The following is a 22,330-nucleotide window of genomic DNA, read 5'->3' on the forward strand; positions in this document are numbered from 1 at the left end:
GACGGCCCCCCGGCCGCCCTCGGTTCCCGCGGGCCGTCCGGTTCAGGAGCCGGAGGGCCCCGCGGCGCCTGCGGGCGGTGTGTGCCGGGCGGCCTTCTCGGCCTTCGCCGCCTCGGCGATCTGCCGTTTGGCGGCGGTCGCGTAGATGTCCACGTACTCCTGGCCGGAGAGCTTCATGATCTCGTACATGACCTCGTCGGTGAGCGCCCGCAGCACGAACCGGTCGTGGTCCATGCCCTGGTAGCGGGAGAAGTCCAGGGGCGCGCCGATCCGGATGCCCGGCCGCATCAGCTTGGGCACCACCTTGCCGGGCGGCTGGATCTTCTCGGTGTCGATCATCGCCACCGGGATCACGGGCGCTCCGGTGGCCAGCGCCACCCGGGCGAGGCCGCCCGGCTTGCCGCGGTAGAGGCGCCCGTCGGGCGAGCGGGTGCCCTCGGGGTAGATGCCGAACAGTTCGCCCCGCCGGATCACCTCGATGCCGCTGCGGATGGCGGCCTCGCCGGCGCCGCGCACCCCGGAGCGGTCCACCGGGAGCTGGCCGACGCCCTTGAAGAAGGCCGCGGTCATCCGGCCCTTGACGCCGGGGGTGGTGAAGTACTCGGCCTTGGCGATGAAGGTGACCTTGCGGTCGAGGACCGCCGGCAGGAAGAAGGAGTCCGAGAAGGAGAGGTGGTTGCTCGCGAGGATGGCGGGACCCTCGGCGGGGATGTGCTCGATGCCCTCCACCCAGGGCCTGAAGGCGAGCTTCAGCGGCCCTCCGAGGGAGAACTTCATCGCGCCGTAGATCAACCGAATGCCTCCTGTTTCTGTCGGAGAGACCATAACCCGCCCCGTCCGGAACCGGTCCGACGGCCCTGGTCGGTGTCAGGGCGGTCGCGTACGGTGAGATGTTCCGGCCCGACCGCCGGTTTCCGCGGCGCCCGCCCGTCCGGAGCCCCCCACCCCTCCACACGAACAGGAGACCGAACGTGACGGTCCTCCCCGGCGCCGAGCCGTTCCACCACGAGGGCGGTGACGTCGGTGTGCTCCTCTGCCACGGGTTCACCGGTTCCCCGCACGCCCTGCGACCCTGGGCCGAGTTCCTCGCCGAGCGGGGGCTGACCGTGTCGCTGCCCCTGCTGCCGGGGCACGGCACCCGCTGGGAGGACCTCCGGCCGACCGGTTGGCAGGACTGGTACGCGGCGGTGGAACGGGAACTGCTGGCCCTGCTGGACCGGTGCGCGCGGGTGTTCGTGTGCGGGCTGTCCATGGGCGGGGCGCTGGCCCTGCGCCTCGCGGCCAGACACGGGGAGGCGATCAGCGGGGTCGTGGTGGTCAACCCGGCGATCGCGGTGCACGGCGCGACGGCGAAGGCGCTGCCGCTGGTGCGGCACCTGGCGCCCTCGACCCGGGGGCTGGCCGGGGACATCGCCAAGGAGGGCGTGACCGAGGTCGGCTACGACCGGGTGCCGCTGCACGCGGCGCACTCGGTGCGCCGGTTCTTCCGGACGGTGGACGGGGAACTGCCGCAGGTGACCCAGCCGCTGCTGGTGCTGCACAGCCCGGAGGACCACGTGGTGCCGCCGGCGGACTCACTGCGCGTGCTGGGGCGGGTGTCCTCGACCGACGTCGCCGAGATCCTGCTGGAACACAGCTACCACGTCGCGACGTTGGACAACGATGCGGACCGGATCTTCGCGGAGAGCCATGCGTTCATCGGCCGGCTCGCATCCCGCGCCGACGAGGAAGGGACGACCACCGGTGGCTGAGCACGACCGTGACGAGGGCCGTGAGCCCGAGGACCGCTCCGCGGCGGAACAGCCGGACGGGGCGGCGCCCTGGGACGAGTCGGCGGCCTGGGAAGCGATCGTCGCCGGGTACGGCGAGGAGCCGCCGGACCCGCCAGGGGCGAAGCCGTTCAAGTCGGTGGAGGATCTGGCCCTGTTGGAGGCGGAGCCCAACGACCTCGACGACCGCCCGGCGCGGGGCGGCTTCGCCAACCCGGCGCAGGACAAGCCGCTGGGCGGTTCCGTGGCCTTCGCCCCCGGGGTCGGGCCGCGCGACTACACCCCCGAGGAGGCGTCCGAGGACGACTTCGACGACGGGGACGAGGGGCACTTCGTCCCGCCGGAGCCCCCGCCGCTGCCGGAGGCGGACCCCACCGCGAAGTTCGCCTGGCTCGGCATGCTCGGCGGCCCGGTGCTGCTGTTGTTGGCCGTGCTGCTGGGCTGGGACATGACCTGGTGGTTGGCGACCCTCGCGATCGGCGGTTTCCTCGGCGGTTTCGCCACCCTGGTCGCACGGATGCACGAGGACGGCGAGGAGGACGACGACCCCGGGCGTGGGGCGGTGGTGTAGCCCCGTCCGGCCGCGTGCCCCGCGGCCGGGGAAGAGCCCCCGGTGGGCGACGGAGATCGTGTGATCCCGTCCGCCCGCCGGGGGCTCTGCGCATGTGTCCGGCCGATCGCCATCGGGAGCCACCACGACTCCATGAACCTTGAGAAAATTCATCAATAAGGGTTGCTGGCTCAAGAAAATCAATCTACAAATAAATGTAGGCAAGGTTGCAGACGGAAGGTGCCGACCGTGGACTGGCAGGAACTGACGAACCTGACCCGCGGACAGCCGTTCGTGGTGGAACGGGTCCGCCTCGCGGACGGCGACATCGCGATCGAAGGGCGGTTCGAGCCGCCGCAGCTGGCTCGACTCGACGTCGACGACCAGGTGTTCGTCGCGGCGTTCGTCCGCGCACACGGGTCGATCAAGGAGATGGAGCGGATCTTCGGGGTGAGCTACCCCACGGTCAAGTCCCGGCTGAAGCGGATCGCCGGGCAGCTCGACTTCGTCGACACCGATCCGGCGCCCACGGACGCGGACGTCATCGAGCGACTGCGGCGGGGGGAGATCAGCGCCGAGGAGGCGCTGGCCGAGCTGGAACGGCCGCGGTGATCCCGCGGTCGGTGACGGTGCGCCTGCACCGGCCGGACGGGCGGCGACGCCGGCTGTACGTCCCCGTCCTGCCGGTCCTGCTGGTGCTGTCGCCGTTGGTGCTGCTGGTGGCCCTGGCCGGGGTGGTCGCCTGCCTCGCCACCCGGATCCCCCCGCTGGGCGCGCTGCGCGCGGTGGGCGGGGTGCTGTGGGCGTTGCCCGGCACGCTGTGCGAGCTGGAGTGGGGCCGGACGGCCGTCCGTCTGGACATCAGGTGAATCGGAGGGGAACGACCATGGGGAACGAGCAACGCCGGCGAGTCCTGGACCTGTTGGCCGAGGGCAGGGTCACCGCGGAGGAGGCCGAACGGCTGATCGACGCGCTCGACCGGGAGCGGACCGAACCGCCGTCGAAGACGGCGCCCCGCTCCCCGTCGCGGCCCACGCACCTGCGCGTGGTGGTGAACGCGACGGACGAGGGCGACGGCGAAGGGGCGAGCCGGATCAACATCCGCATCCCGCTCCAACTGCTGCGCGCCGGTGTCCGGATCGCCAGCCTGCTGCCCCCGCAGGCGCTCGCCAAGGTCAATGCGGAGTTGAGCAGGTCGGGGGTGCCGATCGACCTCGCCCAGCTCAAGCCGCAGGACCTGGAGGATCTCATCGACCACCTCGCCGACCTCACCGTCAACATCGACGACTCCGAGGCCGAGGTGCACGTGTTCTGCGAGTGACGCCGTCCGCGGCGGGCCCCGTCCGGCCGGCTGACCGGGCGGGGCCGAGGTCAACGCGCCGGGGCTACCGGCGCGTTGCGGGGAACCTGAGGGTGGCCAGGACCGGCAGGTGGTCCGTGGCGGCCCGGAGGTCGCCGGCGGTGACGCCCGGGAGGTCCTCGGGGACGCCGCACCCCAGCACCTCGACGCCGGGGGTCACGAAGACGGCGTCGATCCGCTGGCGGGGGCCCCTGGCCGGGGAGGTGTGCTCACTCCCCCGCGGCGCGGTGGCCCAACCGTCCTGGAGGGCCCCGGCGAGGCGCCGGAAGGCGGGGCCGTCCGGCCGTTCGTTGATGTCGCCGCCCGCCACGGCGTAGGGGGTGTCGAAGGCGGCGACCCGGTCGAGCAGCAGTCCGGACTGGGCCAGCCGCTCGTCGTCCCGGAGCGAGAGGTGGCAGCTGAGGAACCCGACCCGGACCCCGCCGAAGCGGAGCACGGCGGTGGCGAAGCCGCGACGGTGCAGCCCCGGGGTGAGCGGCAACAGGACGTCCTCGGTGCGCTCCACGGTGGCCCGCAGCGAGCACAGCAGCGCGGGACCGGCGGCGGTGGCCCCGCCGGACAGCACGTACAGGCCGCTGCCCGCGGCGAGCCGGGCCAGCTTCTTGCGCCAGCGGAAGAAGCGGGGGGCCTCCTGGAGGAGGACCACGTCCGGCGCACCGGCCCGGATGACCCGGGCCAGTGCCGCGGTGTCGTCGCGCATCGACCGCACGTTGTAGCTGAGCACCCGCACCGTGGCGGAACCGTCTTCTTCCGCAACCGAGTTGACGTCCATGCCCCCAACGTACGCGGCCCGGCCGGTCGGTCGACACCGACACCCGGGGCGCACGGCTGACGTCGTGCGCCCCGGGTGCCGGGCGGCCGTCAGCCCTGTCGGGCCAGGTCGGCGGCGCCCACCAGGCCGGCCCGGTTGCCCAGCTGGGCGGCCAGCACCTCGGCGTGCGGGCGCCAGTGCGAGCCGACCAGCCGGCGGCGGAAGGAGCGGCGGATGGGGTCGAGGACGAGTTCCCCCTCGTCCGAGACGCCGCCGCCGACGATGAAGGCGGAGGGGTCGAGCAGGGAGGCCAGGTCGGCGAGTCCGGCGCCGACCCAACGGGCCAACTCGCGGAAGGAGTCGACGGCCACCGGGTCGTCGGCGCGGGCCGCGTCGCTGACGTGCTTGCCCTCGATCCCGTCCGGGGTGCCGTCCCCGAGGCCCAGCAGCACCCCGGCGTTCTCGGGGGTGGCCCGGGCCCGCTGCCGGGCGTAGCGCACCAGGGCCCGCCCACTGGCGTACTGCTCCCAGCAGCCCTGGCTGCCGCATCCGCACAGCAGCCCGTCGGGGACCACCCGGACGTGGCCGAACTCCGCGGCGACGCCGAAGCGTCCGCGGCGCAGCTCGTTGCCGATGATGACGCCGCCGCCGATGCCGGTGCCCAGGGTGACGCAGACGACGTCCTCGTGGCCGCGGCCGGCGCCGAAGCGGTACTCGCCCCAGGCGGCGGCGTTGGCGTCGTTCTCCACCACCACGGGCAGTCCGGCGCGCTGCTCGACCTTGTCCTTCAGCGGCTCGTGGCGCCAGTCGATGTTGGGGGCGAAGAGGACGGTGGCCCGTTTGTCGTCGACGTAGCCGGCGGCGCCGATGCCGACCGCCTCGATGTCGTGGCCCTCTGCGGCGCCGGCGACCGCGGTGCAGATCGACTCGACGATGCCGCCGGGGGTGGACGGCGTGGGCACGGTGTGCGTCTCCAGGATCGTGCCCTCTTCGTCGACCACTCCGGCCGCGATCTTCGTCCCGCCGATGTCGACCCCGATGGTCAGTCCCATATGTTCCTCAGCTCGGTCGTGCCCCGCACGGGCCACCGTACCCGAGGGCAGGAGTCAGTCGAGGTCGATCCGGCCGCCCCGGGCGGGGCCCTCGTCCGGGGGGTCCTGCTGGTCACGGGGGTCTTCGGCCTCGGGCGGGGTGCTCGGGGAGGGGGCGTCGCCCCGGGTCCAGCGGGTCTCCTGGGCCGAGACCGCCGAGCGGTAGGCGGCGAGCAGTTCGCCGCCCGCCGCGGCGAGGTGGTCGAAGACGTCCGGATTGCGTTCGATCACCGGTTCCACGGCCTCGCGGGCCTGCTTCACCGCCTGCCGCACGACCCCCGAGGCGGCCGGTCCGAGCAGCGGGCCGGGAAGGTCGGAGAGCTTGTCGGCGACCGCGTCGACCAGCTTGCGCAGCTCCTCGGCGGCGGAGCCGGTCTGCGGGCCGTACCGGGCGCGCCGGCGGTCCCGCTCGGCGGCCAGGTCCTCGGCGCAGGCGGTGGACCAGGCGTCGTCGTCGGGGGCGTCCGGGCCCCCGGCGGGGCCGTCGGGACCGGGTGCGGGGCGCTCGGCTTCGCTCATGTCGGGGTGACTCCTGCGGGAGAAGGTGGCTCGCCCCTTCGACGGTACCCGAACGGCGGCGGGCGTTTCACTTCCTGGGCCACAGGGCGGGGTCGGGGGTGCAGCGCACCCGCAGCGCCCCCTCGCTCAGTCCGGCCCCGGTGACCGTGCAGCGGCGCAGCGCGGAGGGCAGCGGCACGATCCTGCGGAACCGTCCCACGGTGAGGACCAGTTCGTCGCCGCGGCGCAGCAGGTCGAGTTCCCCGCGGACCGCCCCGGGCAGCGGGATCGTCCACACCAGGACGCCGTCGGCGGCCAGCCGGTCCTCGACCGGCCAGTGGACGGGCCGGGGCGGGGCGGCGTCGAGGGGCACGCCGAGTGCGGCGAGGTCGTCGAGGCCGCGGGGCTCGCGCCCCAGGTGCGGCAGCTCGTGCACGGGGGCCGCGGGCCGGGCGGTCCAGTCGTCGAGCGCGGCGCGCTGCTGGGCGAGGGGCCCGGCGAGCCAGGTGCCGGCCGCGTCCCCGTCGAGGGACCGGGGCAGGGTGCGGCTGGCGAGCAGGGCGTCGACCCGCAGGGCGTGCAGGGCGAAGCCGGTGGTGGCGGTGGCCAGGGCGGTGATGGCGGCGGGGCCGGGTTCGGCGACCAGCCGGACGGTGGTGGTGGGGGCCGCCACGACGGCCTCGACGGCGGCGAGTTCGCGGTCCCAGCGGTCGACGGTCTCGTAGAGGCCCTCGGTGGGCAGCGGTATGCCGGCGAGCCGGCCGAGGACGGGGCGCAGCCCGCTGGCCGCGCGGCGTTCGGCGGGCAGCAACCGGCGCAGGTAGCGGCGCAGTTGCGGGGGCAGGGCCAGCAGGGACAGGGCCCGGTCGAGCGGCGGCAGGTCGACCACCACCACGTCCGTGTCGGCGACCTGGGCGCTCTCCCGCAGGGCGCGGAAGACGGCGGCCTCCTCGGCGCCGGGCAGCGGGGTGAGCTCCTCGGCCTCCAGGCGGGCGGCGCCGGCGAGGTCGAGGGCGGGGGCGGCCCACTCCTGGAGGCGCAGCAGGTCGGCGCCGAAGGGCGCAGCGGCGGGGCGCCAAGCGGTGAGGGGCGCGTCCGGGCCCGCGATCCGCACCGGGTCCGGGCCGGTGGGGGTGGCGAGGGCGGCGCCGAGGCCGTCCGCGGGGTCGGCCGACAGGACCAGGGTCCGGTGGCCGGCGCGGGCGGCGGTCAGTGCGGTGGCCGCGGCGGCGGTGCTGCGGCCCGCTCCGCCGGGGCCCGTGACGAGGATCGTTCGCATGTCCGCACGCTAGTACCCGTGCGGGGGCGGTCGTGCGGGCGGCCGGCGGTCGCGGGGCGGGGCGGCGGGTCAGTCGGACTCGACGCGCTTCTTGAGTCCGGCCAGGGCCCGGTCGATGATGACCTTCTCGGCCTTGCGCTTGATCATCCCGAGCATGGGGATCTTGACGTCGACGGTCAGTTGGTAGGTGACCTCGGTGGCCGCGTCGCCGACGTCCTTCAGCAGGTAGGAGCCGTCCAGGGAGCGCAGCATCTGCGACTTCACCAGGGTCCAGCTCACCTCGTGCTCCCCGTGCCAGGTGTAGCCGAGGGTCTGGTCGTCCTTGATCGCGCCCGCGTCCATGACCAGCCGCACCTGTTCGGCGCGGCCCTCCGGGTCGGTGGCCAGCACCTGGGCCTCCTTCACCTCGCCGGTCCAGTCCGGGTAGCGGGCGAAGTCGGCGATCACGGCCATGACGTCGGCCGGAGCGGCCTCGATCCTGATGCTCGAACTGGTGTACTCCGCCATCGCCGTGGCTCCTCCCGATGCGGTCGGTGGGTGCGGGGTGCGCGTGTGCCACGCGCGGGATCAGGGATGAAGGCTACCGCGGAGCGCTGACCGGCCGTTCCCGACCCCGGACCGGCGCGGCCCGGCCGCCGGACGGGTCACCACCGGAGCACCCAGGGCCGTCCGGTGCGGGCGAAGTGCCCGACGTTCACGCACTCCGTGGCGCCGATCCGCATGCGCGGGGCGAGGGGTTGGTGCACATGGCCGAAGAGGGCGTAGCGGGGGCGGGTGCGGCGGATCGCGTCGAGCAGGGCCCGGCTGCCCCGCTCGAAGCGTCGCGGCACCGTGTCGTAGAGCAACTCGGGCACGTCGGGCGGGATGTGACTGCACAGCACGTCCACCTCGCCGAGGGCCTCGACCTTGGCCGCGTACTCCTCCTCGGGGACCTCGTAGGGGGTGCGCAGGTGGCTGGGGAGGCCGCCGCCGACGAAGCCGAAGGTCCGGCCTGCGATCTCCACCCGCTCCCCGTCCAGGACGGTCGTCCCGGGGCGGGCGTACTCGGGCCAGAGGTCCGGCAGGTCGACGTTGCCGTAGGTGGCGTACGTAGGAGTGGGGAGGGCCGCGAACAGTTCTGCGTACTGCTTGCGCACGGCGCCCACCACGACGGTGTCGTGGTCGACGCCCTCCCACAGCCCGCGCGCGAGGGCCCGGGCCTCCGCGAAGCGGCGGGCGGTGCGCAGGGCGATCAGTCGACGGGCGTTGGCCTCGCCGAAGAGTTCGGCGAAGATCCCGCGGGCGGGGTCGGCGTAGTCGAGGAAGAGCAGCAGGTCACCGAGGCAGACGAGGGCGTCGGCACCCTCCCCCGCCCGGGCCAGGTCACGGACGTTGCCGTGCACGTCGCTCACGACGTGGATGCGGGCGTGGCGGGTTCGCGGAGGGACGGCAGCCATGGGGATCACCCTAGGGTGGGCCGGACGAAGGTGGGTAGAGGGTGCCGGACCTGCGGTTACTTCCCAGTCGGAAACAGGGTGGACTACTGTGCGCAAAGGAACGCGCCGGGATGTGACGCAACGAACATCTGGCCGGAACCCTCTATCGGAGGTTCGTACCGGTCGGTAACGTCCGGGCCGTCCTGCCGTGCCACCGCGCTCCGAGCCCGGCGTCCGCGTGCCGCACCCGGTCGCGGAGCCGGTGAGGGACCCGGGGGCACATGCCGAGCCGTGACCGGACCGTCGCAGCGACACACCGTCGTGGCGCCGGCGCCCTATGAGGAGCAGCAGCCTTGCGCGAGTTCAGCCTTCCGGCCCTGTACGAGGTCCCGACGGACGGCAACCTGACGGACATCGTTCGGAGAAACGCCGCCCGGCACTCCGAGGTGGCGGTGATCGCCCGCAAGGCGGACGGCGCCTGGCAGGACGTGACGGCGCGCGAGTTCCTGGCCGAGGTGGAGTCCGCGGCCAAGGGCCTGATCGCAGCCGGGGTGGCCGCCGGGGACCGGGTCGCCCTGATGTCGCGCACCCGCTACGAGTGGACGCTGCTGGACTTCGCGATCTGGAGCGCGGGCGCCGTCAGCGTCCCGGTCTACGAGACCAGCTCGCCGGAGCAGATCGAGTGGATCCTCGCCGATGCCGGTGCGGTGGCCTGCATCGTCGAACAGGACGCGCACGCGGCGGCGGTGGCCTCGGTGCGCGAGCGCCTCCCCCTGCTGCGCCACGTCTGGCAGATCGACCTCGCGGAGCCCGGGGGCAACGGCGCGATCGCGGAGCTCGGGCGGCTCGGCGCCGACCTCGCGGACGGGGACGCGCTCGTCGCCGAGCGGGGTGGCCACGCAAAGGCCGACGACCCCGCCACCATCATCTACACCTCCGGCACCACGGGGCGCCCCAAGGGCTGTGTGCTGACCCACCGCAGCTTCCTCGCCGAGTGCGGCAACGTCGTGGCGCGGCTGCGGCCCCTGTTCCGCACCGGCGAGTGCTCGATCCTGCTGTTCCTCCCGCTGGCGCACGTCTTCGGCCGCATGGTGCAGATCGCGCCGATGATGGCCCCGATCCGGCTGGGCTGCGTACCGGACATCCGTCAGCTCACCGACGAACTCGCCTCCTTCCGGCCCACCTTGATCCTCGGCGTGCCCCGGGTCTTCGAGAAGGTCTACAACGGCGCCCGGGCCAAGGCGCAGGCGGACGGCAAGGGAAAGATCTTCGACCGGGCCGCCGCCACGGCCATCGCCTACAGCCGCGCCCGGGACACCGGCGGCCCCTCCCTGGGGCTGCGGATCAAGCACAAGGTCTTCGACAAGCTCGTCTACGGCAAGCTGCGGGCGGTGCTCGGCGGGCGCGGCGAGTACGCCATCTCGGGCGGCGCCCCGCTCGGCGAGCGGCTCGGACACTTCTTCCGCGGCATCGGCTTCAGCGTGCTGGAGGGGTACGGCCTCACCGAGACCTGCGCGGCCACCACCTTCAACCCGTGGGACCGGCAGAAGATCGGCACGGTGGGGCAGCCGCTGCCCGGTTCGGTGGTCCGCATCGCCGACGACGGCGAGGTGCTGCTGCACGGCGAGCACCTGTTCACCGGGTACTGGAACGACGAGGCCGCGACCGCCGAGGCGCTGCGCGACGGCTGGTTCCACACCGGGGACATCGGCACCCTGGACGAGGACGGCTACCTGCGGATCACCGGCCGCAAGAAGGAGATCATCGTCACCGCCGGCGGCAAGAACGTCGCCCCCGCGGTGATCGAGGACCGCATCCGGGCCCACGCCCTGGTCGCGGAGTGCATGGTGGTCGGCGACGGGCGCCCCTTCGTCGGGGCACTGATCACGCTGGACGAGGAGTTCCTGGGCCGCTGGGCCCGTGCCCACGGCAAGCCCGCCGACGCCACACCCGCCTCGCTGCGCGAGGACCCCGAGCTGCTGGCCGCGATCCAGCGCGCCGTGGACGACGGCAACGCGGCGGTGTCCAAGGCCGAGTCGGTCCGCAAGTTCCGCGTCCTGCCCGGGCAGTTCACCGAGGAGACCGGACATCTGACCCCCTCGCTGAAGCTGAAGCGGAACGTCGTCGCACGGGACTTCGCGGACGAGGTCGAGGCCATCTACCAGCGGTGACGGTCCTCAGCTCCGCCCGGCCACCAGGTCGGGCAGGGCCTCGCGCACCGCGCGGACCAGGTCCTCGCTGACCGCGGTGGCGGCGGCACCGCCGGCGATCGGGTTGCTGCCGGCCCGTTGGCCGAGGACCACCCCGAGGACCAGTCGGGGCACTCCGGCCACCTCCTGGCGCACCGCCCACACCAGGTTCCCGCCGGCCGGCGTGGACGAGCCGGTCTTGAGGCCGATCACCCCGTGCCGTCCCAGCAGCTTGTTGGTGTTGGCCACCCGGACCCCGGGCGCGGTGACCTCCCGGACCGCCACCACCTCGCGGAAGACCGGGTCCTCCATGGCGGCCCGGGCCAGGCGGAGTTGGTCGGCTGCGGTGCTGGTGGTGGTGGCCTCCAGCCCGCTGGGACCGGTGTAGGTGGTGTCGGCGAGGCCGAGTTCCCGGGCGGCGGCGTTCATCTTGGCGACGAAGGCCCGCTCGTCGCCCGCGTCCCAACGGGCCAACAGACGGGCGACGTTGTTGGCGGAACCCACCATCAGGTACTCCAGCAGCTCCCGCTGGCTGTAGGTCCGCCCGGCCTCGACCGGGACGGTCGACTCGGTGCCGGAGTACGACTCGTCGGCGGCCCGCTGGTCGGCGACGATGTCGGCGCCGTCCTCGCCGGGGCGCATCGGGTGCTCCCGGAGCAGGACGTGGGCGGTCATGACCTTGGTGACGCTGGCGATCGGCACCGGGGTCCGGGAGCCCCGGGAGCCGAGGCTGCCCACGCCCTCCACGCTGATGCTGGCCTGCCCCTCGGCGGGCCAGGGCAGGTCCAGCCCGTCGGCCGCCGCGGCCACCGGCGGGGCCCCGGGGGTGCGGGGGGCGGCGGCGGACGGGCCTCCGGTGTCCAGCACCAGCCAGGCGACGGTGCCGGCCATCAGGACGGCCGCGGCGAGCAGGGCCGTCAACAGGGGGCGCCAGACGCCCCGGCGGGACACGCGCGGATGACTGTGGTCGGGGAACACGGAGGACCTCCGGGAAGCGGGCGGTGGGGGTGCGTCGTTCGCACCCCCACAGCCTCGGGGAGGGGGTCTTCCGGGCCGGTTCGACACCGTTTCGGTCACCGCGTGACCGGGTTGCGGTTCCGTTTCGGCCGGGCCGCCGGGCGGTTCAGGCCAGGTCGAGGGTGGCGACCGCGCCGCCGTCCGGGGCGTTGGCGAAGGTGAGCCGGGCCCCGAGCACCCCGGCCTGGCCCCGGGCGACGGTCAGCCCGAGCCCGTGTCCGCGGCCCCGCTCGCTGGCCCCGGTGCGGAACCGCTGCGGCCCGTGCTCCAACAGCTCGGCGGGGAACCCCGGCCCGTGGTCGCGCACGGTGATCCGGGTGCCGGCGACGGTCACCTCGACGGGCTCCGCACCGTGCCGGTGGGCGTTGGCGACCAGGTTGACCACGATCCGTTCCACCCGCCGCGGATCGGTCTCCACCACCGCCGGGTCCCGGAGGGTGACCCGCGGCCGGACGGCCTCCTCCGGGCCGGTGCGCCGCACCACGTCGGCGACGAACTCGCCGAGCGGCACCCGGTCCGGGCGGGCGCGTTCGGCGCCCGCGTCCAGTCGGGAGATCTCCAGCAGGTCCTCGACCAGCGCGGTCAACGCCCGCACCCGGTCCCGGACCAAGGCGGTCGCCTCGTCGTCCTCGCGCAGCAGCCCGGCGGCGGTCGCCAGGCCCATCAGCGGGGTGCGCAGTTCATGGGCGACGTCGGCGGTGAAGCGGCGCTCGTCCTCCAGCTTGCGCTGGAGCGCCGCGGCCATCTCGTCCACGGCCGCGGACATCTCGGTGATCTCGTCGCGAGCCCGGCCCGGTCGGCCGATCCGGGCGTCGAGGTCGCCGTCGGCGATGATCCGGGCGGTGCGCGCCCCGTAGCGCAGCCGCCGGTTGACCGGCTCGGTGGCCAGGGCGGCCAGCGGCACCACCACGGCGAGCGCGGCGAACAGCGAGAAGAGGATGCGCCGGTCCAGGAGTTGACGGTTGCGTTCCTCCCGGCTCATGTCCAACCGGTAGACGAGCATCCGGTCCCCGACGTCGACGGCGCCCCACATCCAGTACCAGTTGGGCGGATCGACGTCGTACCAGAGGCCGACGCCGCCGCCCCGGGAGGTGTCCTCGGCGAGGGAGCGGGCGAGCGGGGCCGGCAGTTCGGCCGGGTCCCACTCGATCACCGGCGGCTTCACCCGTCCGGTGTCTTCGTACTCCTCCTCCGCCTCGACCAGCCGGTCCTTGACCTGGTCGAGCAGCAGCCTCATGGAACGGTCGTGGGCGGCGTCGCGGATCAGCACGCCGACCACCGCGGCGACCGCGCAGCAGGCCGCCGTGGTCAGGGCGGCGATCTTGAAGCGCAGACTGCGGAAGGGGGGCGGGAGCACGGCGGTCAGCCGCGGACGAGCTTGTAGCCGAAGCCGCGGACCGTCTCGATGCGCCCGCTGCCGATCTTCTTCCGCAGCCGCAGCACGCACAGGTCGACGACCCGGGTGTCGCCCTCCCAGCCGTAGTCCCAGACCTCGCGCAGCAGCCGGCGCCGGTCGAGGACCGCACCGGGCGCCGAGACGAACTCCAGCAGCAGCCGCAGTTCGGTGGGGGTCAGCGGGACCGTGCGGCCGTCCACCCGGACCTCCAGGCCGCGGGTGTCCACGCTCAGGTCACCGAAGACCAGGGTGTCCCCGGGCTCCGGCTCGGGCACCGCGTCGGACGGGGCGGGCGGCTGGAAGGCGGCGCGGCGCAGCAGGGTCCGGATGCGGGCCACCAGGACGGCGGTGTCGACCGGTTTGACCACGTAGTCGTCGGCGCCGGCCTCCAGCCCGGCGACCACGTCGAGGGAGTCGCCGCGCGCGGACATCATCAGGATCGGGACGAGGCTCTCCTCCCGGACCCGGCGGCACACCCCGATGCCGTCGAGCTCGGGCAGCATCACGTCGAGGATCAGCAGGTCGTGCCCGCCGCTGCGGAAGGCTTCCAGCCCGGCGAGCCCGTCCGCGGCGACGGCGACCCGGTAGCCGTACCGTTCCAGGGCGAGCTGGACGCCGCGGCGGATGGTGGCGTCGTCCTCCACCAGCAGCACGTTGACGGGGTCCGGGACTCGGGCTGGGGGCACGGCTTCTTCCTGGTCGTACGGTCGGTTCGTCCTACGCATGGTAGCCATCCGGTCGGGGCGGGCGCGGTCACGGCCGGAGGGCGGCGGCCACCGGGAGGTGGTCGCTTCCGGTGGCGGGCAGGGTCCAGGACGCCTGCGGGGCGAGGCCGCGGACCAGGACGTCGTCGATGCGGACCACCGGGAACGCGGCGGGCCAGGTGAAGCCGAAGCCGTCGCCGGCCTCCCGCTGCGCGGAGCGCAACCCGGAGGTGAGCGGTGCCAGTGCCCGGTCCCGATGGGTGCCGTTGAAGTCGCCGAGGACCACGACCCGGTCCAGCGGCTCGGCGCGCACCGCCTCGGCGAGCAACCGGCCCGCCTCGTCGCGGCGTCCGGTGGTGAAGCCGGTGGAGGGGCTGACCCGCACCGAGGCGAGGTGGGCGGCGTACACCGCGACCGGTCCCTTCGGGGTGTGGACGGTGGCCCGCACGGCACGGGTCCACGGCATGATCTCCACCGGGGCGACGTCGGTGAGCCGGTACCGGCTCCACAGCCCGACCCCGCCGTGCACCCGGTGGTACGGGTAGGCGGCCAGTTCACGCACGTAGACCGAGGGGTCCCGGGGCAGTTCCTCCAGGGCGAGCAGATCGGCGCCGGCCGCGGCCAGGGCCCGGGCGGTGCGCACCGGCTCGGGGTTGTCCTCGTCGACGTTGTGGCTGAGCACGGTGAGGGTGCCGGTGCCGCCCCGGGCGCCGGAGCGGTCGGTGAGTTCGCCGGTGAAGAGGGCCGCCCACACCACGGCGGGCAGCAGCGCCGCCGCCGCCCCCCGTCGGGAGCGCAGCCCGAGGGACAGGGCCAGCAGCACCGGCACGCCCAGCCCGACCCAGGGCAGCAGCGTCTGCACCAGGCTGCCCAGGTTGCCGACCCGGTTGGGCAGGTGGGCGTGGAGGACCAGCGGTGCGGTGCAGAGCAGGGCGAGCACGACCAGCCACCCGCCGCGGCGGTCGGGGCGCGCGGCCGGGGACGGTCCGGCGGGCGCCGGGGCGGGGGCCGCCGGCGACGGGGCGGTGTCGGCACTCTTCGGCGGGGAGCCCGGCGGACTGAGCACGGTACGTCCCTTTCGGGTCGGGGTGCACCCGGGACCGGGTGTGCGCCCCAGCCTGCGGGAGGCGGGCTTCCGGCCGGTCTGGGCTCCGCTTCGGGCACCGCGCGGCTGTGTTGCGGACGTGTTTCGACGGCGCCGGTGGCGGGTCAGGGGCGGGCGCCGGGGTGCGCGTCGCGGTGCACCAGCGCGGCCTGCACCCGGTTGACGCAGTCCAGCTTGGTCAGCACCCGGCTCACGTAGGTCTTGATGGTCAGCTCCGTCATCCGCAGCCGGCGGGCGATCTGGGCGTTGGAGAGCCCTTCGGCGACCAGCCCCAGCACCTCCGCCTCGCGGGCGGTGAGCCGGGCCAGGCGGTCGGCCGCGTCCTGGTGGCGGGCGACCCGTTCGACGCCGACCGTGTCCAGCAGCAGCCGGGTCACCCGGGGGGACAGGAAGGCGTCCCCGGCGTGGGCCGCGCGCACCGCCCGGAGCAGCTCCCCCGGTTCGCAGTTCTTGAGCACGTAACCGGCCGCCCCGTGCCCCAGGGCCGCCAGGACGTGGGGCCGGGTGCCGAAGGCCGTCAGCAGCACGCACCGGGTGTCCGGCGCACGGTCGCGGATGCGGGCCGCCGCGTCCAAGCCGCCGAGCACCGGCATGACGACGTCCAGCAGCGCCACGTCCGGCCGGTGGCGCACCACGGCGTCCACGGCGGTGCTGCCGTCGCCCGCGACCCCGATGACCTCGATGTCCGGGGCGGAGCCGAGGACGGTCTCGATGCCGGCCGCGATCAGCGGTTCGTCGTCGGCGATCAACACCCGGATCACTCAGCCCACCCCCACCAGCATGCAGCCGGGCACCAGGACGAACAGCAGGAGGCCGGCGGCGAGGCCCTGGACCGCGAGCCGGACCGGACGCCCGCCCGGCCCACCGGGCCCCGCGGCGGGCTCGGGTCCGTCCTCCTGCCGCGCGGGCAGCATGGCCCAGAGGCGGAAGCCCTCCGGCACCGGGCCGTGGTCGAGCAGCCCGCCGACCCCGTGCACCCGTTCGCGGAGCCCGGCCAGCCCGTGGCCGGCGGTCCCCGCCGGGGACGGGGCCCGGAGCGGGCCCCGGCTGAGGACGGTGAGCAGGGCCGCATCGCCCTCCCACGCCAGGGACACCGTCACGGCCCGGCCGGGGGCGTGCTTGACCGCGTTGGTCAGCCCCTCCTGCACCACCCGGTGGGCGGCCCGCCACCCCTCCTCGGTCAGCTCCGCCGGCTCGCCGGTGCAGGAGAGTTCGACCGGGACGCCGGCCTCGCGGAACTCCGCGGCGAGAGCGGCGAGAGCGGCCGTCCCGGCGTCCCGCGCGGCCGGCGCCGGTTCCTCGTGGCCGCGCAGCGCGCCGACCAGCTCGTGCAGTTCGTCCACCGCGGCCCGGGTGGCGCGCGCCAGGCGGCCGATCGCCTCCCGGTGCTCGGCGGGCGGATCGGCCACCTCCAGGGCGGCGGCCTGCACGGAGACCAGGCCGAGCCGTTGGCCCAGCGCGTCGTGCATGTCCCGGGCGATCCGCAGCCGTTCGGCCAGTCGTTCCCGCTCGGCGAGGAGTTCCTGACGGCGGACGAGTTGTCGGTTGCGCTGGGACAGGGCGGCCACCAGCAGCTCGTGCTGGGCCTGGTGACGGCCGACCAGCAGGGGCATCGCGACGAACACCAGGTAGCCGGTGACGATCGGGGCGGCTCCGGCGCCGGCGGGCGCCACCACCAACTGCGCCGCGAGCCCTCCGCACACCGTGCCCAGGACGACCGCGTCGCCGGCCCGCGTGGCGCAGGCCCGCCCGGCCCGGTAGCCGCTCCACAGCAGCACCGCGTACGCCGCGGAGAGGGCGGCGAAGAGGGCCAGCACGACGGTGAAGACCGCGATCGGCGCCCGCCGGCCGCCGACGGCCAACAGTGCGTACCCGCAGGCCGCGACCCACCAGGGGACCGCCCCCGGATGGGCGGCCAGCACCAGTACGGTGTCCACCGCCGCCACGAGGAGGGCGCCGAGCACACGGAGGACGGCGGAGGGCGGCCGGATCATGGGCAGCAGCGTAGGCCGGAGGGCCGGGCCGGCGCCACGTCCACCAAGGAGGACCGGCCCCGCCCACTTCCGGCGACGGTGCCGGGGCGGGGCCGGCCCCTAGCGTCGATGCCATGATCGACGTACGGAACCTCTCCAAGAGGTACGGGCCCCGGGTCGCGGTCGACGACCTGTCCTTCACCGTCGCCCCGGGTCGGGTGACCGGCTTCGTGGGCCCCAACGGGGCGGGCAAGTCCACCACCTTGCGGATGCTGTTGGGCCTGGACCGGCCCACCTCGGGGCGGGCCATGATCGACGGACGGCCCTACCGGGAGCTGTCCCGGCCGCTGCACCGGATCGGGGCCCTGTTGGACGCCGCCGCCCTGCACGGCGGACGGCGGGCGCGGCACCACCTGTTGTGGCAGGCGCACAGCAACGACATCCCGGCCCGCCGGGTGGACGAGGTGTTGGACCTGGTCGGGCTGGCCGACGCGGGGCACCGGCGCACCGGCGGGTTCTCCCTGGGGATGGCGCAGCGGTTGGGGCTCGCCGGCGCCCTGCTCGGCGATCCCCCGGTGCTGGTCCTGGACGAGCCGGTCAACGGCCTGGACCCGCAGGGCGTCCGCTGGTTGCGGGGGCTGCTCCGGGGCCTGGCCGCCGAGGGCCGCACGGTCCTGGTCTCCAGCCATCTGCTCACCGAGATGGAGCTGACCGCGGACCACCTGCTGGTCATCGGGCGGGGGCGGCTGCTGGCCGACGGTCCGGTCGAGGAGGTGGTCGCCCGGGGCGGCGGAGGTTCGCTGGAGGAGGCCGTGCTGGAGCTGACGGCCGGTGCGGTGGAGTACCGGGGCGGACCGGAGGTGCGGCGATGAGTGCGTTCCGTGCCGAACTGACGAAGATGCGCACCGTGCGGGCGGTCCCGTCGAGCCTGCTCGCCACGGTGGCGGTCGGTGGGGCGGGTGCGGTGGTCTTCGGACGCGCCCTGCGGGGGCAGACCCCCTTCGACCCGATCTTCGCCAGCTACTACGGACTGACCCTGGCCCAGGTGGCGCTGGTGGTGTTCGGGGTGCTCGTCATCGGCGGCGAGTACGCGACGGGCACGGTGCGCACCGCACTGCTCGCGGTCCCCGACCGCGGCCGGTTCCACGCGGCCAAGGCGGCGGCGGTGACGGCGGTGCTGGCGGTGGTCTCGCTGGTCACCGTGGTGGTGGCGTTCGTGGCGGGCCAGTGGGCGCTGGGGCCGCAGGGCGTCGGGTGGGGCGATCCCCATACGTACCGGGCGGCCGTGGGGGCCTGGCTCTACCTGGTGCTCATCGGGCTGTTCGCGTTCGGGGTGGCCACCGTGGTGCGGACCCCGGGCCGGGCGTTGGGGCTGCTGGTGCCCTTGTTGCTGTTGGGTTCGCAGGGGCTCGGCAATGTGCCCCGGGTCCGGACGGTGACGCAGTTCCTCCCGGACGCGGCGGGTTCGTTCATCATGCACATGGCCGGTGTGCCCGAGGACCCGTTCGTCCCCCGCGCCTACGGGCCCTGGCAGGGCACCGGAATCCTGGCCCTGTGGGCGCTCGCCGCGCTCCTCGCCGGGCATCTGGCGCTGCGCCACCGGGACGTGCGCTGACCGGCCGGTCAGAGCAGTTCCCGCAGCCGCTCGGCGAGCAGGTCCCAACGCCAGCGCTCCTCGACCCAGGCCCGGCCGCGCTCCCCCATCCGCCGGCGCAGCTCCGGGTCGTCGAGCAGGGCCACGATCCGGTCTGCGGTCTCCTCGGGCCGTCCGCCCGGCACCACCCAGCCCGTCTCGCCGTCCAACACGGCGTCCGGGGCGCCGCCGGAGTCCCCGGCGATCACGGGGAGCCCGGTGGCCGACGCCTCCAGGTAGACGATCCCGAGCCCTTCGACGTCCAGGCCGCCGCGACGGGTGCGGCAGGGCATCGCGAACACGTCGCCGGCGCCGTAGTGGGCGGGCAGTTCGGACCAGGGCACCGCACCGGTGAAGCGCACCGAGTCGGCCACCCCGGTCGTGGTGGCGAGACGGCGCAGGTCCGGCTCGTAGGGCCCGCCGCCGACCACCAGCAGCACCGCGTCCGGGACGGCGGCCAGCACCCGGGGCATCGCCTCGATCAAGGTGTCCTGGCCCTTGCGGGGCACCAGCCGGGAGACGCAGACCACCACCGGGCGGTCGGCCAGGCCCAGCCGCTCCCGCACCAGGTCGCCGCCCGAGTCGGGATGGAAGGTCTTCTCGTCGACCCCGGGCGGGAGTTGGACCATCCGGCCGGCCGCGGCGGGGGTGAGGGCGCCGGCGATCCGGGAGCGGGTGTACTCGCCGAGGTAGGTGAGGGTGTCGGTGGACTCGCCGATCCGGCGCAGCAGTTGCCGGGCGGCGGGCAGTTGCGCCCAGCCCGCCTCGTGGCCGTGGGTGGTGGCGACCAGGCGCCGGGCGCCGGCGGCGCGCAGCGCGGGCGCCATCAGGCCGAGCGGGGCGGCGGCGCCGAACCACACCGAGGCGCAGTCGTGCTCGCGTAGCAGCCGGGCGGCCCGGCGGGTGACCCGGGGGGTGGGCAGCAGCATGGTGGTGCGGTCGCGGACGACGGTGAAGGGCTGCTCCGCGTCGAAGGCCGCGGTGGCTTCGGCCCCCTCGCGCCCGCGCTTCCAGGTGGAGGCGTAGACGACGATCCGGTCGGGGTCCAGCCGCAGGGCCATGTTGTGCAGGAACGCCTGGATGCCACCGGGGCGGGGCGGGAAGTCGTTCGTGACGATCAGGGTCTTTCGCATCGAGGCCGACAGTACTGGACCCGGCCGGGCGAAGGCGCCCCGACCACCGGCTCGGCCCGGGTCGGCCGTCCGGCATCAACCCAGGTCGCGCAGGAGTCGGGCCCGCCACCGGGCGGTGAACTCCGCGGCCGTCACCCCGAGCACCTCGCCCAGCACCGCCTCGGCGGCCCCCGCGCCGGGCCGGGCGGCGTCGACGGCGCGGTACAGGGCGTTCAACCGGGGCCGGCCCCAGTGGTCGGCGACCAGGCGGCAGGCGAGCCAGGCGCCCTCGTAGGCGCGGGCGAGCCGCTCGGGGTCGTTGCCGAACCCGAAGTCGGCGTCGGTGGGCAGCCGCTCGGGCGCGCGTCCGTCCCGTACCGCCCGGGCCAGGGCGGGCGCCCGCTGCCGCAGGGCGGGGCCGGCGGGTTCGGCCCGGTGGGCCGCCCAGTCCGCGTACCCCTCGGAGAGCCACATCGGGGTCCGTGCCGAGGTGCGGGCGCGGGTCGCCACGTGGGTGGCCTCGTGGGTGAGGACGATCCGGCGGCCGAACGCGCTCAGCTCCCGGTACGCCTCGGGGTTGACGACGATCCGGTCGGCGGGGCCGGGCCCGCGGCGGCCGGTGGTGACCGCGGCGATCCCCCGGTAGCCGGCGGCCGGTTCCCCGAGCAGCGCCGCCATCGCCTCCGGCGAGCCGGGCACCACCACCAGCAGCCGACGCGTCCAGTCCTCGTCCCAGGCCGTGCCGACCTCCTCCACCGCCCGGTCGGCGAGCGCGGCGAGGCGGGTCAGTTCGGTGCGGTGCTCCTCGCCCCGGGCCGTGCCGAGGACCAGGGTGCGGGTGCCGTGCACGACGTCGACCGGTCCGTGGTCCCACAGTCCGGGGCGGGCGCCGGGGGCGGGGCGCTCCGCGGTGACGTGCCAGCGGTCGGGGCCGCGGCGCAGGGCGAGGGTGCGGGCGCTGGTGACGGGTGCCGGGTCGTGGCCGGCGATCCGGTGGTCGAGGTCGGCGCGGAGCGTGGCGCGCTCCCCGGTGGCGTCGGTGCTGACCGAGGTCACCCGGTAGGTCCAGGAGCGGAGCGGCACCCGGGCGAGCCGGGCGGAGAACGGGTCGGCGGGACGTGCGCCCCGGGCCGGGTCGAGGAGTTCCCGGGCGCGCCGGTCGAGCAACCGCTGCGCCCCGGCGGCGTCGAGGGCGGCCGGGGCGCGGGCGGCGCAGCCGAGGGGCGCGGCGAGCAGCGCGAGCCCGGTGGCGCGCAGCACGCCGCGGCGCCGCACGCCCGCTGGTCCTTCCGCCATGCCCCGAGGGTACGGGGCGGGTCAGACCCGGGTGACCGCGGAGACCGGCATCATCCCGACCGGGTCGTAGCGGACCGCGGCACCGGGGTAGGGGGCGTGGATGACCTGGCCGCCGCCCACGTACATGCCGATGTGGCTGGCGTCGCTGCGGTAGGTGACCAGGTCGCCGGGGCGGGCCGCGGAGAGCGGGACCCGGCGGCCGGCGAACCGCTGGGCCTGCGAGGTGCGCGGCAGGGAGACCCCGGCCTGGGCGTAGGACCACTGCATCAGGCCGGAGCAGTCGAAGCCGGCGGGGCCGTTGGCGCCCCACACGTAGGGGCGGCCGAGGGCGGAGCGGGCGGCGGCGAGGGCCGCGGCGGCCCGGGGGGAGGAGGCGTCCGCCCTCGGGGGCGACGGCTGGAGGTCGGTGCGTGCCGAGCGGGAGGCCCGGGCGTGCTCGGCGCGTTCGGCGCGGGTCAGCGAGTTGAGCAGTCGGCGGGCCTCCCGGAGCTTCCGTTCGACGGTGTGCTTGCGGCGGGCCACCTCCGCCCTGCTGCGCTCCAGTTCGGCCAGGGCGCGCACGGCCTCGGCGCGCTCCTGGGCCAGGGTGCGCTGTGCCTGGTGGAGTCGTCGCAGTTCGGCGGTCTGCTGGCTGCCGAGGCGGTCGAGGAGGGCGGCCCGTTCCAGGTAGGAGTCGGGGTCGGCGGAGAGCATCAGTTCCCAACCCGGGGCGATGGTCCCGGAGCGGTACTGGGCGCCGGCGAGGGCGCCGAGCGCCCCGCGGAGGGTGTTGATGCGTTCCTGGCCGCGGGCGACCCGGTCGCGGGCCGCGGTGGCGGTGGCCCGCAGCCGGTCGGTGCGTTCGTCGGCCGCGTTGTACTCCTCGGTGGCCCGTTCGGCTTGGGCCAGCAGTCGGGCGACCTCGGTGCGGGTGTCGGCGGGGTTGTCGCGGGGCGCGGCGCCGGCGGGGGTGGTGACGAGCGCCGCCGCCGCGGTGACCGCGGCGGCGGACAGGACGGTGAGGCGGGTGGTCCGGTCGGGACCGGAGTCCGCTGGGCGACGGTGGGAGCCCACGGGTGGCCGCCCTCCTCTGCTGATCGGCGGTCGGACGTCCCCCTTCGGGCGGGGGAATCGCGCGCCGACAGTAGCGGGGCGTCCCGGTCACGGCCAACGAGCGGCTCGCGCACGGAGCGTGACCGTGGCCCGCCGGTGC

24 protein-coding genes are annotated in these 22,330 nt (G+C 75.1%); 8 read left to right on the plus strand and 16 right to left on the minus strand.

From position 1 onward, the window contains the following. Positions 1-42: 42 nt before the first annotated feature. On the minus strand, positions 43-792 hold the full coding sequence (locus ACSMX9_RS05505) for a lysophospholipid acyltransferase family protein (protein ID WP_445400406.1): 750 nt from the start codon (positions 790-792) through the stop codon (positions 43-45). 179 nt (positions 793-971) lie between these two features. Here ACSMX9_RS05505 and ACSMX9_RS05510 point away from each other — a divergent pair, with 179 nt between their 5' ends. The 5 genes from ACSMX9_RS05510 (at position 972) to ACSMX9_RS05530 (ending at position 3,640) form a co-directional block, all read left to right on the plus strand. After that, the gene (locus ACSMX9_RS05510) at positions 972-1,751 is read left to right on the plus strand and encodes an alpha/beta hydrolase (RefSeq protein WP_445400408.1); all 780 of its coding nucleotides are present in this window, start codon (positions 972-974) and stop codon (positions 1,749-1,751) included. Further along, positions 1,744-2,340: a hypothetical protein gene (locus tag ACSMX9_RS05515; protein ID WP_445400410.1), complete on the plus strand. Its 597-nt coding sequence runs from the start codon at positions 1,744-1,746 to the stop codon at positions 2,338-2,340. The genes ACSMX9_RS05510 and ACSMX9_RS05515 overlap by 8 nt, the downstream gene beginning before the upstream one ends. A 228-nt stretch (positions 2,341-2,568) precedes the next feature. Further along, positions 2,569-2,931 (plus strand): DUF2089 domain-containing protein, encoded by a 363-nt coding sequence (locus tag ACSMX9_RS05520; protein WP_351242455.1) that lies wholly within the window; start codon positions 2,569-2,571, stop codon positions 2,929-2,931. Then, on the plus strand, positions 2,928-3,188 hold the full coding sequence (locus ACSMX9_RS05525; RefSeq protein WP_445400412.1) for a hypothetical protein: 261 nt from the start codon (positions 2,928-2,930) through the stop codon (positions 3,186-3,188). Before ACSMX9_RS05520 ends, ACSMX9_RS05525 begins: the two co-directional genes overlap by 4 nt. Positions 3,189-3,205: 17 nt before the next feature. Next, positions 3,206-3,640, plus strand: a complete 435-nt coding sequence (locus ACSMX9_RS05530; RefSeq protein WP_445400414.1) for an SHOCT-like domain-containing protein — start codon at positions 3,206-3,208, stop codon at positions 3,638-3,640. Between the two features lie 64 nt (positions 3,641-3,704). Here the strand turns inward: ACSMX9_RS05530 and ACSMX9_RS05535 are convergent, their stop codons facing one another. From ACSMX9_RS05535 to ACSMX9_RS05560, 6 genes are all read right to left on the minus strand, one after another. Next, the gene (locus ACSMX9_RS05535) at positions 3,705-4,451 is read right to left on the minus strand and encodes an endonuclease/exonuclease/phosphatase family protein (protein WP_445400415.1); all 747 of its coding nucleotides are present in this window, start codon (positions 4,449-4,451) and stop codon (positions 3,705-3,707) included. Positions 4,452-4,540: 89 nt separating this feature from the next. Beyond that, on the minus strand, positions 4,541-5,482 hold the full coding sequence (locus ACSMX9_RS05540) for an ROK family glucokinase (protein ID WP_445400417.1): 942 nt from the start codon (positions 5,480-5,482) through the stop codon (positions 4,541-4,543). Positions 5,483-5,536: 54 nt separating this feature from the next. Then, positions 5,537-6,040: a DUF5304 domain-containing protein gene (locus ACSMX9_RS05545; protein ID WP_351242447.1), complete on the minus strand. Its 504-nt coding sequence runs from the start codon at positions 6,038-6,040 to the stop codon at positions 5,537-5,539. 67 nt (positions 6,041-6,107) lie between these two features. Continuing rightward, the gene (locus ACSMX9_RS05550; RefSeq protein ID WP_445400419.1) at positions 6,108-7,298 is read right to left on the minus strand and encodes an ArsA-related P-loop ATPase; all 1,191 of its coding nucleotides are present in this window, start codon (positions 7,296-7,298) and stop codon (positions 6,108-6,110) included. Between the two features lie 69 nt (positions 7,299-7,367). Then, entirely contained in the window at positions 7,368-7,805 is a 438-nt protein-coding gene (locus ACSMX9_RS05555; RefSeq protein WP_366114453.1) for an SRPBCC family protein, read from the minus strand. Positions 7,806-7,942: 137 nt separating this feature from the next. Next, the gene (locus tag ACSMX9_RS05560) at positions 7,943-8,734 is read right to left on the minus strand and encodes a metallophosphoesterase family protein (protein WP_445400421.1); all 792 of its coding nucleotides are present in this window, start codon (positions 8,732-8,734) and stop codon (positions 7,943-7,945) included. Positions 8,735-9,066: 332 nt separating this feature from the next. On the opposite strand from ACSMX9_RS05560, the gene ACSMX9_RS05565 reads away from it, so the two are divergent. Further along, positions 9,067-10,884, plus strand: coding sequence for an AMP-dependent synthetase/ligase (locus tag ACSMX9_RS05565; RefSeq protein ID WP_445400423.1), 1,818 nt, complete (start codon positions 9,067-9,069; stop codon positions 10,882-10,884). A gap of 6 nt (positions 10,885-10,890) precedes the next feature. On the opposite strand, the gene ACSMX9_RS05570 is transcribed toward ACSMX9_RS05565, so the two are convergent. The 6 genes from ACSMX9_RS05570 to ACSMX9_RS05595 all read right to left on the minus strand — a co-directional run bounded on the left by ACSMX9_RS05570 (position 10,891) and on the right by ACSMX9_RS05595 (position 17,118). Further along, complete coding sequence (locus tag ACSMX9_RS05570) at positions 10,891-11,793, minus strand: D-alanyl-D-alanine carboxypeptidase family protein (RefSeq protein ID WP_445402903.1); 903 nt, start codon at positions 11,791-11,793, stop codon at positions 10,891-10,893. 232 nt (positions 11,794-12,025) lie between these two features. After that, positions 12,026-13,276, minus strand: a complete 1,251-nt coding sequence (locus tag ACSMX9_RS05575) for a sensor histidine kinase (RefSeq protein ID WP_445400425.1) — start codon at positions 13,274-13,276, stop codon at positions 12,026-12,028. A gap of 5 nt (positions 13,277-13,281) precedes the next feature. Then, the gene (cseB, locus tag ACSMX9_RS05580) at positions 13,282-14,001 is read right to left on the minus strand and encodes a two-component system response regulator CseB (RefSeq protein ID WP_445400427.1); all 720 of its coding nucleotides are present in this window, start codon (positions 13,999-14,001) and stop codon (positions 13,282-13,284) included. A gap of 67 nt (positions 14,002-14,068) precedes the next feature. Further along, positions 14,069-14,965, minus strand: coding sequence for an endonuclease/exonuclease/phosphatase family protein (locus ACSMX9_RS05585; protein ID WP_445402904.1), 897 nt, complete (start codon positions 14,963-14,965; stop codon positions 14,069-14,071). A gap of 263 nt (positions 14,966-15,228) precedes the next feature. Next, a complete protein-coding gene (locus tag ACSMX9_RS05590; RefSeq protein WP_445400429.1) occupies positions 15,229-15,885 on the minus strand; it encodes a response regulator in 657 nt (218 codons plus the stop codon). Next, complete coding sequence (locus tag ACSMX9_RS05595; RefSeq protein WP_445400431.1) at positions 15,886-17,118, minus strand: sensor histidine kinase; 1,233 nt, start codon at positions 17,116-17,118, stop codon at positions 15,886-15,888. 113 nt (positions 17,119-17,231) lie between these two features. Here ACSMX9_RS05595 and ACSMX9_RS05600 point away from each other — a divergent pair, with 113 nt between their 5' ends. After that, entirely contained in the window at positions 17,232-17,969 is a 738-nt protein-coding gene (locus tag ACSMX9_RS05600) for an ABC transporter ATP-binding protein (protein ID WP_445400433.1), read from the plus strand. Next, a complete protein-coding gene (locus tag ACSMX9_RS05605; protein ID WP_445400435.1) occupies positions 17,966-18,712 on the plus strand; it encodes an ABC transporter permease in 747 nt (248 codons plus the stop codon). The genes ACSMX9_RS05600 and ACSMX9_RS05605 overlap by 4 nt, the downstream gene beginning before the upstream one ends. Before the next feature lie 8 nt (positions 18,713-18,720). On the opposite strand, the gene ACSMX9_RS05610 is transcribed toward ACSMX9_RS05605, so the two are convergent. The 3 genes from ACSMX9_RS05610 to ACSMX9_RS05620 all read right to left on the minus strand — a co-directional run bounded on the left by ACSMX9_RS05610 (position 18,721) and on the right by ACSMX9_RS05620 (position 22,191). Then, the gene (locus ACSMX9_RS05610) at positions 18,721-19,863 is read right to left on the minus strand and encodes a glycosyltransferase family 4 protein (RefSeq protein WP_445400437.1); all 1,143 of its coding nucleotides are present in this window, start codon (positions 19,861-19,863) and stop codon (positions 18,721-18,723) included. Positions 19,864-19,938: 75 nt separating this feature from the next. Further along, the gene (locus tag ACSMX9_RS05615) at positions 19,939-21,138 is read right to left on the minus strand and encodes a hypothetical protein (RefSeq protein ID WP_445400439.1); all 1,200 of its coding nucleotides are present in this window, start codon (positions 21,136-21,138) and stop codon (positions 19,939-19,941) included. A 21-nt stretch (positions 21,139-21,159) separates the two neighbouring features. Beyond that, entirely contained in the window at positions 21,160-22,191 is a 1,032-nt protein-coding gene (locus ACSMX9_RS05620; protein WP_445400440.1) for an NlpC/P60 family protein, read from the minus strand. Positions 22,192-22,330 lie beyond the last annotated feature (139 nt).

The sequence above is a fragment of the Streptomyces sp. LE64 genome, from assembly GCF_052606915.1.